Source organism: Teichococcus globiformis (assembly GCF_042646265.1).
In the GTDB taxonomy this organism is placed as follows: domain Bacteria; phylum Pseudomonadota; class Alphaproteobacteria; order Acetobacterales; family Acetobacteraceae; genus Pseudoroseomonas; species Pseudoroseomonas globiformis.
Genome location: NZ_JBHRTN010000018.1, coordinates 192,149 through 207,671, shown reverse-complemented (window position 1 = coordinate 207,671; position 15,523 = coordinate 192,149). Strand labels below are relative to the sequence as shown.

Below are 15,523 nucleotides of genomic sequence, written 5' to 3'. Positions count from 1 at the left end.
CCGCGGCGGAATGATCCGTGGTGCCCCGCTTGGTGCGCCGGCGGTGGCCTGGATATGTGGTTCGGCCTCAACTTGGCCGTGGCGCTGGCCTATCTTGCTCTGGGACTGGCCGTTGGACGGTTCTTCGCCGTGTTTGGCCTGTTTCCCGCACCGATCTGGCTGCCGGCCGGCCTCGCCGCAACGGCCGCCATGCTGGGTGGATGGCGCATCCTTCCGGGCATCTTTGTCGGCTCGTTCCTGGTCAATGCATCGGTTTTCGGCAGCCCGCCGGGGCTGGCGGCGCTGATCTCGGTTGGCAATGCCATCGGGCCGTTGGCTGGTGTGGCTCTGACCCGTCGCTTCCGACCTTCCAGTGGCCTTTTCACGCGGTTCCGCGGCGTGGTGGCCTTTCTGGCAGGGGTGGTTCTGCTGCATGCATCGCTTTCGGCCCTCGGCGGCGTGACCGCGCTTTGGCTTCTGGGCGGTGTGCCTGTCGAGGCTCTGCCCGGCATCTGGAGCCGCTGGCTGCTTTGCGATGCGGGCGGCACCTTCTACTTCGCGCCTTCCCTGGCGCTCTGGCTGGGGGTGGAACGGGTGCCGGCAGGGCGCGGGCGGCAGCGGCTGGAGCGGCTCGACGTCACGGTTTGGATCGGCACGGCCGGGTTGGCGCTGCTGGTCTTCCTGCTCCGCCTGCCCCCGCAGCTCCCGGCCTCGCAATTGGTCTTCCTGCTGGCCGTTCCGCTGTCCTGGATCGCTCTGCGGATTTCCTTGCGGGCGGCCTACACGTTGCTGACACTGATCTGCATCATCGCCTCTGCCGGTACGGTGGCCGGTCTCGGGCCGTTCCAGGGCGGTTCGGTCGCGAATCCCATGCAGTCGGTGGGGCTGCTCATCGTGCTGTGCGCCATGAACATCCTGACCCTGCTGGCGCTGGTCAGTGAAAGGCGGGAAGCCGAGACCGCCCTGGCCGAGGCCAATCTCTCACTGGAGCGGCGCGTGGCCGAGCGCACCTCGGAGCTGCGCCGTCTGGCGGATGCGGACGGGTTGACGGGGCTGGCCAATCGCCGGTCTTTCATGGCGACCGCCGAGGCCGCCCTGCGGCTCGACGCCGCCTCCGGCCGTCCCTTCGCCCTGATCGCCTTCGACCTCGATCATTTCAAGTCCATCAATGACACGGCTGGCCATGCGGCGGGAGATGCCGTGCTGCGCCAGACTGCGGCGCGCTGTGCGGCGGAACTGCGGGATTGCGACCTTTTCGGCCGGATCGGCGGCGAAGAATTCGCCGTGGCGCTGCCCGGGGTCGGTCGCGCCGAGGCGCGGCGGGTGGCGGAGCGGTTGCGCGTGGCCCTGACCGGCATCGTGCTGCCCATCGCGGCGCCTCGACGCCAAGTATCGGGCAGCTTCGGCATCGCGCTGGCCGAGCCAGGCGAGGACGGGCTGGAAGGCATGCTGCGGCGTGCCGATTCTGCGCTCTACGCCGCCAAGCGGAGCGGTCGCGACCAGGTTCGCGACGCGATTTAGGCGAGGCCTCGCCGCCGCACCGCCCGGCCCGCGCTTGGCGTGCGGCGCCATGCTGGCTAGAACCTCTGGCGAAATTCTGCCCCCGGGGATCGTGTTGCCATGGCCGCTCACCAGTATGTCTATGTGATGAAGGATCTCACCAAGTCCTACCCGGGCGGGCGAGAGATCTTCAAAGGCATCACCCTGTCCTTCCTGCCCACCGCCAAGATCGGCGTTCTGGGTCCGAATGGCGCCGGCAAGTCCACGCTGATGCGCATCATGGCGGGTATGGACAAGGAGTTCGGGGGCGAAGCGTGGGCCGCGGACGGCGTGCGGATCGGCCATTTGCCGCAGGAGCCGCAACTCGATCCGAACAAGACCGTGGGCGAGAACGTCATGGATGCCTTCGGCACGCTGACGGCTGATCTGGCGCGCTTCAACGAGATCTCCATGAAGTTTGCCGAGGAGATGAGCGAGGAGGAGATGAACACCCTTCTCGCCGAGCAGGCCGAACTGCAGGAGCGCATCGACGCGGCCAATGGCTGGGACCTGGACCGCACCATCGACATCGCCCTGGACGCGCTGCGTTGCCCGCCGGCGGAAAGCGCGGTGTCGCACCTTTCGGGTGGCGAGAAGCGGCGCGTCGCGCTGTGCAAGCTGCTGCTGGAGAAGCCCGACCTGCTGCTGCTTGACGAGCCTACCAACCACCTCGACGCCGAGAGCGTGTCCTGGCTGGAGAAGACGCTGCGCGAGTTCCAGGGTGCCGTTCTGATTGTTACCCATGACCGCTACTTCCTGGACAACGTCACCAACTGGATCCTGGAAGTCGATCGCGGCCGCGGCATTCCGTACGAAGGCAACTACTCCGCCTACCTTGCCGCCAAGCGCAAGCGCCTGGCCCAGGAAGAGAAGGAGGAGAGCAGCCGTCAGCGGCAGCTGGCCGAGGAGCAGGAATGGATCGGTCGCTCCCCCGCTGCCCGCCAGTCGAAGAGCAAGGCCCGCATCCAGGCCTATGAGGAGCTGCTGGCCAAGTCGCAGGAGCGCGCGCCGGATCCGACCGAGATTCAGATCCCGCCCGCGCCTCGCCTGGGCAACACGGTCATCGAGGCCGAGGGTCTGCGCAAGGGCTTCGGCAACGAGCTGCTGATCGATGACTTGTCCTTCAAGCTGCCGCCCGGCGGCATTGTCGGCGTGATCGGTCCCAACGGCGCCGGCAAATCCACCCTGTTCAAGATGATCACCGGCAAGGAGAAGCCGGATGCCGGCACGCTGAAGGTCGGCGACACCGTGTCCCTCGGCTATGTCGACCAGAGCCGCGACACCCTGGATGACAAGCGCACCGTCTGGCAGGAAATCTCCGACGGGCAGGACATGATCACCATGGGCAAGCGTTCCGTGCCGTCTCGTGCCTATGCCGCGGCCTTCAACTTCAAGGGCGGCGACCAGCAGAAGCCGGTGGGCGTGCTGTCGGGTGGTGAGCGCAACCGCGTCCACCTCGCCAAGATGCTGCGCAACCCGCACAACGTCATCCTGCTGGACGAGCCGACCAACGATCTGGACGTGGACACCCTCCGCGCCCTGGAAGAGGCCCTGCAGGATTTCGCCGGCTGCGCTGTGATCATCAGCCACGACCGCTGGTTCCTGGATCGCCTCGCGACCCATATCCTTTCCTTCGAAGGCGACAGCCACGTCGAATGGTTCGAGGGCAACTACCAGGCCTATGAGGCCGATCGACGTCGACGCCTTGGCGCGGCGGCCGATCAGCCGCACCGGATCAAGTACCGGCCGCTCACCCGGTAACCCGGTGGACCATCCGGCGCGGGAGCACTCCCCGCATACCGTGCGCACTCCACGCCTGGTGCTGCGCCCGGTCGGACATGGCCATCTGGCGGAACTTGTCGCCCTGAAAGCGGATGAAGCCGCCTTCGGCCTGATGCTCCATGGTGTCCGTACGCCGGAGCGCTCCGAGCAGGAACTGCGCGAGGACATCGCGTTCTGGGCAGCGCGCGGTTACGGCACATGGGCAGTGCACCGGGCGGAAGACGATGCATTCCTCGGCATCACCGGCTTGATGGAACGCCCTGACGGGCGTGGCGTGGCGTTGCGCTTCGCCTTGTGGCCCTGGTCACGGGGGAAGGGCTATGCGCGGGAAGCAGCCAGGGCAGCGCTGGACTTTGGTCATCGCGCCGGCCTCCGCCGGATCATCGCTGTGGCGCGGGAATCAAATCACGCCTCAAGGGCGGTGCTGGCGGATCTTGGCCTGCGTGACGTTGGAAACTTCGAGCATCAGGGGCACTCCATGCTGATCCTGGAGAGCCTTAGCCCTTCGCTTGGCTTTCAGCATGAGAGTCAGGAAAAAGGCGCATGAACAGTTGAGCACTGCCTTGATTGCCTTATTCATGCCTTTTTTTGGAACCTCGTTAACGATTGATTAATACCCTGATTTTGCTGAGTAAATTGTGTCATTTGAGCATCGGTGCGGCTGAGATCCCGATGAGTTTGCCTCAATGTGGTTGAAATGAGGCAAGCTCAAGCTGCATATGAACTTCAACGAAAGGCAGGAGGAAACGCCAGCCTGACAGGAGTTCGAAGTCTATGCAGCCTAGCCGTCTTACGCGTATTGCCTTGCTGGCGGCGCTTCCGCTTTTTGCCTTTTGCGGTGCATCCGCCACGGCGCAACCCAGGCCGACCTACACCCTGAATGCTGCTCTAGGCGGTTCGGTCCCCTATGCGGGGAAGGAGTCCTTCGTGGTAGCCCGTCTGGCCGGCAAGACGCCGTCGCAAAACGTCATCAGCCTTTCCGGCGCCTTGCCTGCGATAACCATGACCCGGCCGGTGTTCAATTCACGGCCGCAATTGGTCCTGAATGGCGGAATGGCGCTGGGGCAGATTGGCGGAGCCGATGTGGTGCTTAACGGTTATCTTTCCACCGGCGTGATGAGCACAGGCCCGGAAGAGCCACGTCCCTTGCTTGGACTGGCCGCGCTGCGATTTCTCTTCTGACGACCGGGAATCCGCGATTTTCTTGCACAACAGGCGTCACCTCACCACAATCGGGTTGTTGACCCAACAGCCGGTCCTGCTGGCTGCTCCGATGGGAGGGCGTCGCATGTCGCGCTTGATGGTCATCCTGATTCTGTTGCTGCTGTTGGGCATTGCCATGTTCGTGGCCGCATTCGGCTGGACGGTCGCCGACAGTCCCGAGCTTGGCGACTCCGGACAACTGGGCCTATGGCTCGGCACCGTAGCCGCGGCCCTGATTGTTCTCATCCTGCTGTTCTTGATAGTTGGCGGGCGTGGAGGGCGGCGGCCCTGATTGTCGTTTAGGATGCGAGCAGAAGGTGAGGCGAAAGCCAGTCGACCACTGTGACGGCGGGTGAAGGGCGACCATAGGCATAGCCCTGGCCCAGATCGGCTCCCATCTGCCCAACAGCATGGATAGCCGCCTCATCCTCCAGCCCTTCGGCGGTGGTGCCAAGCCCGAGGGTGGTGGCCAGGGCGATGATGGCGGCTACGTAGCGTGTATCCTCCGGCGTGGAACGCATGCTGGCAATAAAGGACCGGTCGATTTTCAGCCGGTCAACGCGGAGTGCCTTCAACATGGCAATGCTGGCGTAGCCAGTGCCGAAGTCGTCCAGAGCCAGAGTGACACCGGCAGCCTTCAGCTCCGCCAGGTTGCGCCGCGCCGTGCCGACATCGCGAACAATGCCCGTTTCCGTCACCTCGATCTCCAGCCTGCGGGGATCCATTCCCCCCTCCTGAGCCAGAAGCAGGATCTCCTGCGCCATGGTCGGGTCCTGTAATTGCTGAGGCGACAGGTTGAAGGCGAAACGGAGATCGGTCGGCCAGTGCACCGCATCCCGGCAGACCTGGCAGAGCAGCGAGCGGAACATGGGCGTCACCACGCCGCTTTCCTCGGCCTGGGTGATGAACTCGGAAGGAGGCAAGGTTCCACGCTGCGGGTGCTGCCAACGTGCCAGTACTTCCAGCCCCACCAACCGGCCCCCACGCAGCTCCCGCAGCGGCTGGTAGAAGGGCACGATCTCCTCCCTTGCCACAGCGTCGCGCAACCTGGCAGTCAGCAAGGCGCGCTCTTTCTGCTCATCCTCCAGGGCAGGCCGGAAGCTCCGGACCTGACCCTTGCCAGTGCGTTTGGCATCATACATCGCCATGTCGGCGGCGCGGAGCAAAGCCTCGGCGTTGCAGCCATCGCGCGAACTAATGGCCACGCCGATGCTGGCGCCGATTTCCGCCACCACGTCGCCCACGACGATGGGCAGGTCGAGTGCACGTAGCAGGGTGGCAGCAACAGTTTCCGCGTTCTCGCCCCCGTCCAACAGCGCACCGAACTCGTCGCCCCCGAGCCTTGCCAGCATGGCGCCATCCGGCGCATGCCGCCGCAGACGGGATGCGGCCTCGGCCAGAACTTCATCCCCGACCGAATGGCCATGCAGGTCGTTGACCGGCTTGAAGTGGTCAAGATCGATGAACAGCAGCCCGCAGGACCGGCCACTTTCCAGATGCTGCTGCAGTGCCTGAAGAAAGGTCCGGCGGTTCGGCAGGGCGGTGAGCTGATCGGTATGGGCAAGGCTCTGGATGCGGGCTTCGCTGCGCTGCCGTTCGGTGATGTCGCGCGTCACGCCGACGATTTCCACCGGTTTACCGGTTGCCGGATCTCGTACCAGGCGCAGATTGGCTTCGACCCAGGTGATGCTGCCATCGGCGCGAATTACCCGGTTGGGACCACGCTGGTCCCCTTCGCCTTCCCGCACCTTGCGCATCCGCTCACGCACAAGGGCGTCGTCGTCCGGATGCACGAAACGAAAGGTGGAGATGCCGACGAGCTGCTCAGGGGCATAGCCCACCACATTGGTGCTGGCGGGGGAGACGTAGGTGCGTACACCGTCCAGACTCAGGCGGACGATCATATCGGTCGCATTCTCTGCCAACAGGCGGTAGCGCAACTCGCTTTCTTGCAGGGTGTCCAGCAGGCGCCTGAGGTCGTTCTCAGGCGAGCCGGGGCGGTCGCGGCGGTACAGCTTGGCCAGACCGCTGCGAAGCCGGCGCCAGCCCTGGGGGGCATCGCTCAACGCCACGCTCCGACCGGCATCCTTGGCTCTGACCCCTGACACTCTGCCGCCCCTTGCTGTGTGCTGCGAGGCCGGCACTCTGCGCCCCCGATGCTTACTGCATCGTCACCGTAGTGACAGACAGGTCAACGGGCTATGCAAGCTAAGGTTGCGGCGATCTGCTTTCGCGCCATGTGGCACGCCCCTGTCGATCCTCCCTTATTCCAGCACAGGAATGACCAGGCGGCGAAGATGCTGCCCAGGAGATGCCGCACCGGCCTTCCATCGCCGTCGCTGTTCTGCTGCCGCCCAGGGGCGATCCGCCGGCACCGCCGTGTCGTAGCGCTTCCTGACACTGAGCAGGCTCGGTGCGCAGGGGCCGGCCTGAGCCGGCATTTCAACCCGACCCAGCCCATGCTGCCCAAGCTGGAAGAGCTTGGATGGGATTGCGGTGGAACACCGTTGCGACAGGATATTGTTGCCTTGTTGTCCGATTGCGCCTTCTACTTATTACAACTTTGATCAGCCGCTTCAGACGCGGCACGCTGGTTCCGACCGACGGAGATGTGTCCATGCCTGATGCGACATCCTCCATCTTCTTGAATTCAGGAAGTTTGCGTGATCCTCGTCAGCTGAGACTGGCGTTGGACGATACGCTCGAACTCGCCTGGGACCCAGGTTGGGCACCACTGGCACTTTCGCGGCTCGTCTCGGTTTGCGAGATGTTATGGCGGGATCTGGATGCCGATGGCTGGCGAACCGCCTGCGGCACCATGCTCTCCCACCCTATCCAGCGCCTTCTGCATGAAGACCCCCTTTGCCGCCACTGCTTCCAGACCGAGGGCAGGGACGAGGCCGGGCTGCTGGACTTGGCATTCGGCCGCGTGCCCGAGAGCCTGACGCCTGTTTCCCGGGCAGGGCAGGACCTTATGGCGGCCAGCAGCGACCTGGGGCATTTCGCCGCGCTGCGCCACGCGGTGCGTTACAGCGCCCGGGTCATTGATGCTGTCGCCGAGCAGAAACAAGCATCCGTGGATGTCCTAAGCTTGCGGGCGGGCCATTTGCAGGAAGCGTGGCATGTAACGCGTGGAGATCGTCTGGCACGCTGGGTGGCGCAGGATGCCCGTCGCACGGTCTTGCAGACGATGCGCCTGTCGGTGCCCTCGGCAATTCCCGTTCGGGGCCTGCATTGCAGCCTGGCGCATTTCACCAGACGGCCCTTTCTCAGAGGCTGCTACGATCTGATTGCCATGCCGGCTGTGCCGGACGAGCTCCGCCCGAAGGAGGCGGCAGATCTGGCCGACGCCGCCTTTGCGGCGTTGAAGCCGGGTGGGTTGCTGATGCTGGGCTCGGCAGCTGAGGCGCCACGAGAAGCCGCCATGCTGCAGGCCTTCTGGCGCCTTGCGCCACGCTGGCGGACGCCGGAGGAGATGAAGGCGATGACAGCCGGCATTCCCGCACGCCTTGTTGCGCGGCGCCGCCTGTTCCGCGATCCGGAAGGCCGCCGGCTCTACAGCCTGACCACCCGGATCGGCTAGTTGCCTCAGCGGCCTTCGCGGGCGGCCAAGGCAGCGATCTGACGACGCATGGCATCCAACAGGGCGGAAACCTGTCCACCACTGCGGCTGATCACAGAGGAATACTCACTGCGCTGGGTAAGACGCAGAGAGGTGCCTTCCGCGATCACATCCACGACCCGAGGCTGCCCGGCAACTTCGCCGACACGCCAGTCCAGGCTGAAGGCGGCAGCGCTTGGACGCTGGATGATGGTATTCACCAGCGCGTCATCCTCGGTCCGCTGTTGCGAGCGGCCCAGGGTGAAGGTGACGCCCTGATACTCGCCGAAGCGCGCCGAAAGATTGCGGATCAGTGTTTCCTCGAACAGCGTCATGTATTCCTGCTGCTCCGCAGCGCTGGCGCTGCGCCACCAGCGGCCCAGGATGAAGCGGCCAACTCCCTCCACATCCACGGCTTGGCGCAGAATGTTGGCTACCTGCTGCCGGCGTTGCTCGATCGGCGCGTTGGTGTTGAGGGTGGCGACCAGCTCCTTGCCAGTGCTCTCGATAAAGGCAGAGGCGCGGGCGATATCCATCTCGGCTCGCGCCGCGGCCGGGTGCAGCAGCGCGGCCGCGAAAGGGGCGGCCAGTGTGGCGGTCAGCAGCGAACGGCGATTCATCCTGGTCGTTCTCATCTTCTTCCGTGTCGCCGGCAGGGCCGGCACGTTGCAGAAGCGCCAGCCTCAGCGCGGCGGCGCGTAGCTCGAGCCGCCGGCACCAAGTCCGGTGCCCAGGGCGTCCGAGCCGGCGGCATTGTCGCCGCCATTGCGGATCTCCTGCGCCCGCCGCTGGCGGTAGGCGCTGCGCAGCGTGGCATAGGGATCGAGGCTGGTTTCATTCACGCTGTCGATCGCCTCGATCAGGCTTTCCCGCGTATCCACGGCGGTGAGGCCGGTGCGGATCCAGGAAGCCGTCTCCCAAGCGCTGTCGTTGTTGGGGTTCGCCACAACCCAGGTCATGGGATCGGCGGCCATGTCCACACCAAACCCGGCGAGATCACGCGGGTTGCTCGGGCCCAGCACTGGAATGAACAGGTAGGGGCCTTCGCCAAGGCCCCAGACTGCCAGCGTCTGGCCAAAATCCTCCGTGTGGCCGGGAAGGCCGAAATCACGGGCAACATCGAACAGGCCGGCAACACCGATGGTGCTGTTGATGGCGAAGCGCGCCAGGGTGGTGCCGGCGCGCTCGGCGCTGCCTTGCAGCACGTCGTTCACCAGGATTACCGGGGTGCGCAGATTGGCCAGCGCATTGCGGACACCGCCGCGGACCGGCGGCGGCACCAGGAAGCGGTAGAACTCGGCGGCCGGGCGCAGCAGAACCGTGTCGATTCCGTTATGCACCACGAACAATCCGCGGTTCATTGGTTCCAGCGGGTCGTTGTTCTGCTGGTACTCGGCGAGGGCTTCCGGCTCGCTGGCGGGAGGGCGCGTGGCGCAGGCGGAAAGCGCCAGCAGGCCCGCCAGCAGCAGGGCGCCGGGCTTGGCCATCCGGAAGCGGCGAAGTTGGGGCATGGTGCGAATCATCCTGTGTTCGCCGCGGGAAAGCGTTGGTGAAGCGCCGGATCAGGGCTGGGCGTCCCGAGCTACATACATTCTGGAATGAATGTTAGGAAGCCGGCGCCATGCTCCAGCCCTAACGCAAGGCCCCGCTCATGGTTGTAGCGCATTTTATGGTGTTGCCGGCGTTATGGTTCAATTCCGTCGCGGCCTGCGTTATGGAAAGGCAATGGACCAGATCGCCGACCACGCCTCCGCCGCCCCCGGCACCTTGCAGCGCTGGCTGACCGCTCCGCGCGTGGCCAGTCTGCCCGTGCCATCGGAAATGGCGCCGCCCACCTTGTCCTTCGAGTTCTTTCCGCCCCGGACCGAGGCGCTGGAACAGCAACTCTGGACCTGCGTTCGCCGGCTGGAGCCGCTGGCGCCAAGCTTTGTTTCCGTTACCTACGGCGCTGGCGGCACGACGCAGGAACGCACCCACGCCACAGTGGCGCGGCTGGTGCGGGAAACCTCCCTGACCCCGGCGGCACACCTCACTTGCGTTGGCGCCAGCAGGGGCGAGGTGGATGACGTGGCCCGTGCTTACTGGGATGCCGGAGTGCGGCACATCGTGGCCCTGCGTGGCGACGCGCCGGCAGGCGAGGCGGGCTACGTGCCGCACGCGGAAGGTTATGCTTACGCCGCCGATCTGGTGGAGGGGCTGAAGCGTATTGCTCCCTTCGAGGTTTCGGTGGCAGCCTATCCCGAGACTCATCCAACCGCCTCTTCCGCCGATCACGACATCGACAACCTGAAGCGGAAGATCGATGCCGGCGCCACCCGTGCCATCACCCAGTACTTCTTCGACACGGACGTGTTTCTGCGCTTCCTGGACCGCGCCCATGCCGCGGGGATCACCGTTCCCATCGTGCCGGGCATCCTGCCGGTTTCGAACTTCAAGCAGGTGGCCAAGTTCTCCGCCATGTGTGGCGCATCGGTCCCGGACTGGATGGGGCGGCTGTTCGAGGGGCTGGACGAGGATGCGGAAACCCGCCGCATGGTCGCCGCCTCTCTGGCCGCCGAGCAGGTGCGGCTGCTGCGTGCCAATGGGGTCGACGAATTCCATTTCTACACGCTGAACCGCGCCGATCTCACCTATGCGATCGCCCATATCCTGGGTGCGCGGCCGAAGCCGGTGCTCTGACGCCTCGCCCGGCGGCGATGCCGCCGGGCCCTGGCCGGGTATCGAGGGCGACGGCACGCGCGCTCCGAATCCTCCCTTGCGCCCTGAGGCCTCAGCCCTGCCTGTGCAGCCGGCGATAAAGGGGCTTCAACAGGAGGGGGCTGAAGAACAGCGGAAACTGGCATAGGGCGAAGAACAGAAGAATGCGCGCATCGGTCGCCGCCGGCAGCACCGCCAGGTAGAGCGACATGTTGCGGTTGCCCGACAGCAGCCCAGCGGTCAGGGCAGGGCCTGCCCCTGCGGGGCGGAAGGCGAGGGCGGTCAATGCATTCAGCCCCAGGCTGCCGGCGAAGGCCAACGCGGTGCCGGCCGCCATCATCAGCGGCTCCGCCAGCAGGCGATCAAGAATGCCGTCCATCACCCCGAAGCCGTAGATCACCACCAGCAGCACCACGGATCCGTCCACGGCACCGCCGGCCCGCTCCAGCCGGTCTGTGCCCAGACGGTGCCGCAGGATCAGGGACAGGATCAGCGGCAGCCCGACCAGCAGCGCCAGCCGTGCCATCAAGGCCGGGATGGAGATCGACAGGTCTATGCCCAGCAGTCCCAGCGCCAGCGGTGGTGCGGTGAAGGGCACCAGCAATGTTGTGAACAGGGCCACCACCAGGGACAACTCGCCATCCAGTCCCACCAGCCGGGCAAAAGCGGGGGAGGAAGTGGCGGCGCAGCCGGTCGCCATGATCACCAGGGCGGCGCCAAACGACGCGGCCTCGCCCGTGGTCAGTCCGGTTGTCCAGGCAATGGCGAAGGCGATCATCGGACAAGCGAGCAGCAGCCAGGCGCAGAGCGCAGCCACCAGCAGTGGCCGCCGCAGGTAGGACAGGGCACGCGACGGGTCCACCCGCAGGAGGGCGAGCAGCATCAGCAGAAAGACGCAGGGGGTCAGCACCTCCCGCATCGCGGCGGCCAGCGGCGGCACGAACAGCCCGATCAGGATGCCGCAAACCAGGAGGGTGCTGCCTTGGCGCGCGCACCATTCCAGGATGCGGAGGATGGAGCCGAGGATGGTGCCTCCCCAAATCGCCGGACGGCCGGAGGTTGGCCGCGTTCGCTTCACGTTCTATATCCCGGGGGTGCGCGCGCCAATCCTTCCCCTCCTCCTTGCTTCAACCCTGGTTCTGCTGGTGCCGGCGCCGGAGGCCAGGGCCGCCTGTACCGACGCCCCGGGGCCGAAGGTGCGCTGGACCCGATGCCTGCAGGATGGGCAGGACCTCAGCGGCGCGGACCTTTCCGGCGCGGTTCTTCGCGATGCCGGCTTCAGCCGGGCACGGCTGATCGGTACCAACCTGACGCAGGCCGAGGCCCAGGATGCCCGCTTCACCTCAGCCGAGATGGAGGGGGCGGACCTGACTGGCGCCACGCTGCGGGGCGCCGATTTCACGCGGACGCGGCTGAAGGGCGCCAAGCTCGTGAAGGCCGATCTGCGCAACGCCCGCTTTTTCCGCGCCGACCTGACCGAGGCCGACCTGACCGGCGCCATGATCGGCGGCGCCGACCTTTCCACCGCCACTCTGGACGGCGCGCGCTGGGTGGATGGTGAAAAGCTTTGCGCCGCCGGCTCGGTAGGGCGCTGCCAGTGATGAACGCGTCGCCCGGAAACCTGCCTGCCTCCAGCGACGACTATCTGTCGCGGCTGAACCCCGAGCAGCGCGCTGCCGTCGAGACGGTGGACGGGCCGTTGCTGGTGCTCGCCGGCGCCGGAACCGGCAAGACCCGCGTGCTGACCACTCGCTTCGCCCACATCCTGATGACGCGACGCGCCTTTCCCAGCCAGGTACTGGCCGTCACCTTCACCAACAAGGCGGCGCGCGAGATGCGCGAGCGCGTCGCGGCCATCCTGGGCGAGCCTGCCGAGGGGTTGTGGCTGGGCACCTTCCATGCCCTCTGCGCCCGCATGCTGCGCCGGCATGCGCAGTTGGTGGGCCTGGAAAGCAACTTCACCATTCTCGACACCGACGACCAGATGCGCCTGCTGAAACAGGTGATGGATGCGGCGGGCGTGGATATGAAGCGCTGGCCGCCGCAGGGACTGATGTCCATCATCCAGCGCTGGAAGGACCGTGGGCTCACGCCCGCCCGCATCACCGCGGCCGAGGACAGCGACTTCGCCAACAACCGAGCCCGCAGTCTCTACGCCGGCTACCAGGAGCGGCTGGTGCAGCTGAATGCCTGCGACTTCGGCGACCTGATGCTGCATGTGACCGAGATCCTGCGCACGCACCGGGATGTGCTGGCCGATTATCATCGCCGCTTCCGCTATATCCTGGTTGATGAGTATCAGGACACCAACACGGTGCAGTACCTCTGGCTGCGGCTTCTGGCACAGCGGGAGAACACGGCGGAGCGGAACATCTGCTGCGTCGGCGACGACGACCAGTCGATCTATTCCTGGCGCGGCGCCGAGATCGAGAACATCCTGCGCTTCGAGAAGGATTTCCCCGGCGCCACCATCGTGCGGCTGGAATCCAACTATCGCTCCACCGCGCCGATCCTGGCCGCCGCCTCCGGGCTGATCGCCAAGAACAGCGGGCGGCTGGGCAAGACGCTGCGCCCCGGCCGCAACGACGCCAAGGGCGAGCCGGTGCGCGTCGTCTCGCTCTGGGACTCGGAGGAGGAGGCCCGCATGGTGGGCAGCCGCATCGAGGCCTCGCGGCGCTCGGGCGAGAACCTCTCGGAAACAGCCATTCTGGTGCGTGCCGGATTCCAGACCCGTGCCTTCGAGGAACGGATGATCACGCTGGGCATCCCTTACCGCGTGGTAGGTGGGCAGAAATTCTACGAGCGCGCCGAGATCCGCGATGCCATGGCCTATCTGCGGGTGCTGAACCAGCCAGCCGACGACCTGGCCTTCGAGCGCATCGTGAACGTTCCGAAGCGCGGGCTGGGCGACACCACCATCCGCGCCATCACCCAGCAGGCGCGCGACGCACAGCGGCCGCTGGTGGTCGCCGCCTGGCAGATGGTGGAGGGGGGCGCCATGCGCCCGAAGCCGCGCCAGGCGCTGCGCGAGCTGCTGGAGGGCTTCGCCCGCTGGCGCGAGATGCTGGGGCGCGAGGGGCATGTGGTCACTGCCGCGACGCTGCTCGATGAAAGCGGCTACACGGAGATGTGGAAGCAGGACAAGTCGCCCGAGGCGGCGGGGCGGCTCGACAACCTCAAGGAGCTGGTGCGGGCGTTGGGGGAGTTCGAGACGCTGGCCGGCTTCCTGGAGCATGTCGCGCTGGTCATGGAGAATGACGAGAATGCCGAAGGCGAGCGCGTCAGCCTCATGACGCTGCACGCGGCCAAGGGCCTCGAATTCGACCATGTTTTCCTTCCCGGCTGGGAGGAAGGGCTGTTCCCCCACCAGCGCGCGCTCGACGAGGGGGGCGAGAAGGGGCTGGAGGAGGAGCGTCGCCTCGCCTATGTCGGCATCACCCGCGCGCGCAAGCGATGCATCATCAGCCATGCCGCCAACCGCCGCATCTACGCCAATTGGACCAGCCAGATCCCGAGCCGCTTCCTGGACGAGCTGCCGCCCGATCAGGTGCAGGTAGAGGGCGGTGCGGGCGCCGAGCGGCAGCGGATGCTGAACCAGCCCTCCGCTTTCGGCAACGGACAGTTTCCCCTGGTGGCGCGCAAGCCGCGGGTCATCGAGGCTGGCGCCTGGGAGGTTTCGGAACGCCCGGCGCGCGCTGCCGCTCTTCCCATCGGCTCACGGGTGTTTCACCAGAAATTCGGCTATGGACGCGTGGTGGGCGCCGATGACAACAAGCTGGATGTCGAGTTCGACAAGGCCGGCCGGAAGCGTGTGCTCGACACTTTCGTGGAGAAGGCCTGACCATCTTGAACCGCCGTCATATCCAGTCGCTGGAAACGCTGACCCTCGACGGCCTGCCCGAAGAGGCCGTTCCCGCCTTCGAGGCTGCCCTTCTGACCGTCTGCCCCAGCGTCGGCTATTTCCGTGACGAGCCCACCGATACCTGGCGGCTGGAAGCGGTGCGCGAAGTGGGCGAGGGCGACGAGGAGCTGATGCCCGCCCTGGTGCTGGCCGCCGCGCTGTCCGGCATCGAGGCGCCCGAATTGCAGCGTGCCCCGGTGGAAGCCGAAGGCTGGCTGGCCCGCACCGTGCAGGCTTTCCCCGAGCAGGAGATCGGCGCCCGGGTGCTGATCCGCCCAACCCACCTGCCGAACCCGGTAACCTATGGACGCACCGTTCTGCTGCTGGACGCCGGGTTGGCCTTCGGCTCCGGCGAGCATGGTTCCACCCGCGGCTGCCTGATCGGCTTCGAGCGCATGGCGCATCGCCGCCCGCGCCGCATCCTGGATATCGGAACCGGCTCGGGCATCCTGGCCATGGCCGCAGCCAAGCGCCTGAAGCGCCGCATCCTGGCGACCGATATCGAGCCCTGGTCCGTGCGCATCACCGAGGAAAACGCCAAGCTTAACGGGCTGCGCAACCTGATCCGCTCGCGGCTGGCCGATGGCTGGCGCAGCCCCGCGGTGCATGGCGGACGTTACGACCTGGTCTTTGCCAACATCCTGGCGCGGCCGCTCTGCTCCATGGCCAAGGATCTGGCCGACCATCTGGCGCCGGGCGGCACCGCCATCCTGGCCGGGCTCTTGGGCAACCAGGTTCGCATGGTGCTGGCAGCCCATCGTCGCGCCGGACTGGTGCTGGAGCGCCGCATCGATCAGGGCGCATGGTCGGCCCTGGTGCTA

General features: G+C 66.1%; 14 protein-coding genes. 10 read left to right on the top strand and 4 right to left on the bottom strand.

What is annotated here, in order from left to right; genetic code table 11:
* Nucleotides 1-54: 54 nt before the first annotated feature.
* From ACFOD4_RS15160 to ACFOD4_RS15140, 5 genes are all read left to right on the top strand, one after another.
* Complete coding sequence (locus tag ACFOD4_RS15160) at nucleotides 55-1,500, top strand: sensor domain-containing diguanylate cyclase (protein ID WP_379597700.1); 1,446 nt, start codon at nucleotides 55-57, stop codon at nucleotides 1,498-1,500.
* Nucleotides 1,501-1,599: 99 nt separating this feature from the next.
* On the top strand, nucleotides 1,600-3,279 hold the full coding sequence (ettA, locus tag ACFOD4_RS15155) for an energy-dependent translational throttle protein EttA (protein WP_379597698.1): 1,680 nt from the start codon (nucleotides 1,600-1,602) through the stop codon (nucleotides 3,277-3,279).
* Between the two features lie 40 nt (nucleotides 3,280-3,319).
* Nucleotides 3,320-3,847 carry a GNAT family N-acetyltransferase gene (locus ACFOD4_RS15150; protein WP_379597696.1) on the top strand — a complete coding sequence of 176 codons (528 nt, stop codon included), beginning with the start codon at nucleotides 3,320-3,322 and terminating at the stop codon, nucleotides 3,845-3,847.
* 227 nt (nucleotides 3,848-4,074) lie between these two features.
* Complete coding sequence (locus ACFOD4_RS15145; RefSeq protein ID WP_379597694.1) at nucleotides 4,075-4,482, top strand: hypothetical protein; 408 nt, start codon at nucleotides 4,075-4,077, stop codon at nucleotides 4,480-4,482.
* Between the two features lie 106 nt (nucleotides 4,483-4,588).
* The gene (locus ACFOD4_RS15140; RefSeq protein ID WP_379597693.1) at nucleotides 4,589-4,795 is read left to right on the top strand and encodes a hypothetical protein; all 207 of its coding nucleotides are present in this window, start codon (nucleotides 4,589-4,591) and stop codon (nucleotides 4,793-4,795) included.
* Nucleotides 4,796-4,802: 7 nt separating this feature from the next.
* Here the strand turns inward: ACFOD4_RS15140 and ACFOD4_RS15135 are convergent, their stop codons facing one another.
* A complete protein-coding gene (locus ACFOD4_RS15135; protein WP_379597691.1) occupies nucleotides 4,803-6,569 on the bottom strand; it encodes a putative bifunctional diguanylate cyclase/phosphodiesterase in 1,767 nt (588 codons plus the stop codon).
* A 623-nt stretch (nucleotides 6,570-7,192) separates the two neighbouring features.
* On the opposite strand from ACFOD4_RS15135, the gene ACFOD4_RS15130 reads away from it, so the two are divergent.
* Nucleotides 7,193-8,086: a hypothetical protein gene (locus ACFOD4_RS15130; RefSeq protein WP_379597689.1), complete on the top strand. Its 894-nt coding sequence runs from the start codon at nucleotides 7,193-7,195 to the stop codon at nucleotides 8,084-8,086.
* A gap of 5 nt (nucleotides 8,087-8,091) precedes the next feature.
* Here the strand turns inward: ACFOD4_RS15130 and ACFOD4_RS15125 are convergent, their stop codons facing one another.
* Nucleotides 8,092-8,724 carry an MlaC/ttg2D family ABC transporter substrate-binding protein gene (locus ACFOD4_RS15125; RefSeq protein WP_379597687.1) on the bottom strand — a complete coding sequence of 211 codons (633 nt, stop codon included), beginning with the start codon at nucleotides 8,722-8,724 and terminating at the stop codon, nucleotides 8,092-8,094.
* A gap of 63 nt (nucleotides 8,725-8,787) precedes the next feature.
* Entirely contained in the window at nucleotides 8,788-9,615 is an 828-nt protein-coding gene (locus ACFOD4_RS15120; protein ID WP_379597685.1) for an MlaA family lipoprotein, read from the bottom strand.
* A gap of 214 nt (nucleotides 9,616-9,829) precedes the next feature.
* Between ACFOD4_RS15120 and metF the strand changes: the two genes are divergently transcribed.
* On the top strand, nucleotides 9,830-10,783 hold the full coding sequence (metF, locus tag ACFOD4_RS15115) for a methylenetetrahydrofolate reductase [NAD(P)H] (RefSeq protein WP_379597683.1): 954 nt from the start codon (nucleotides 9,830-9,832) through the stop codon (nucleotides 10,781-10,783).
* 91 nt (nucleotides 10,784-10,874) lie between these two features.
* Here the strand turns inward: metF and ACFOD4_RS15110 are convergent, their stop codons facing one another.
* Nucleotides 10,875-11,879, bottom strand: coding sequence for a hypothetical protein (locus ACFOD4_RS15110; protein WP_379597681.1), 1,005 nt, complete (start codon nucleotides 11,877-11,879; stop codon nucleotides 10,875-10,877).
* 118 nt (nucleotides 11,880-11,997) lie between these two features.
* Between ACFOD4_RS15110 and ACFOD4_RS15105 the strand changes: the two genes are divergently transcribed.
* The 3 genes from ACFOD4_RS15105 to ACFOD4_RS15095 all read left to right on the top strand — a co-directional run.
* Complete coding sequence (locus ACFOD4_RS15105) at nucleotides 11,998-12,402, top strand: pentapeptide repeat-containing protein (protein ID WP_379597680.1); 405 nt, start codon at nucleotides 11,998-12,000, stop codon at nucleotides 12,400-12,402.
* Nucleotides 12,402-14,642, top strand: coding sequence for an ATP-dependent helicase (locus ACFOD4_RS15100; RefSeq protein WP_379597678.1), 2,241 nt, complete (start codon nucleotides 12,402-12,404; stop codon nucleotides 14,640-14,642). The genes ACFOD4_RS15105 and ACFOD4_RS15100 overlap by 1 nt, the downstream gene beginning before the upstream one ends.
* On the top strand, nucleotides 14,639-15,523 hold an 885-nt coding region (locus ACFOD4_RS15095; protein ID WP_379598872.1), incomplete at its 3' end, for a 50S ribosomal protein L11 methyltransferase. The genes ACFOD4_RS15100 and ACFOD4_RS15095, both read left to right, overlap by 4 nt.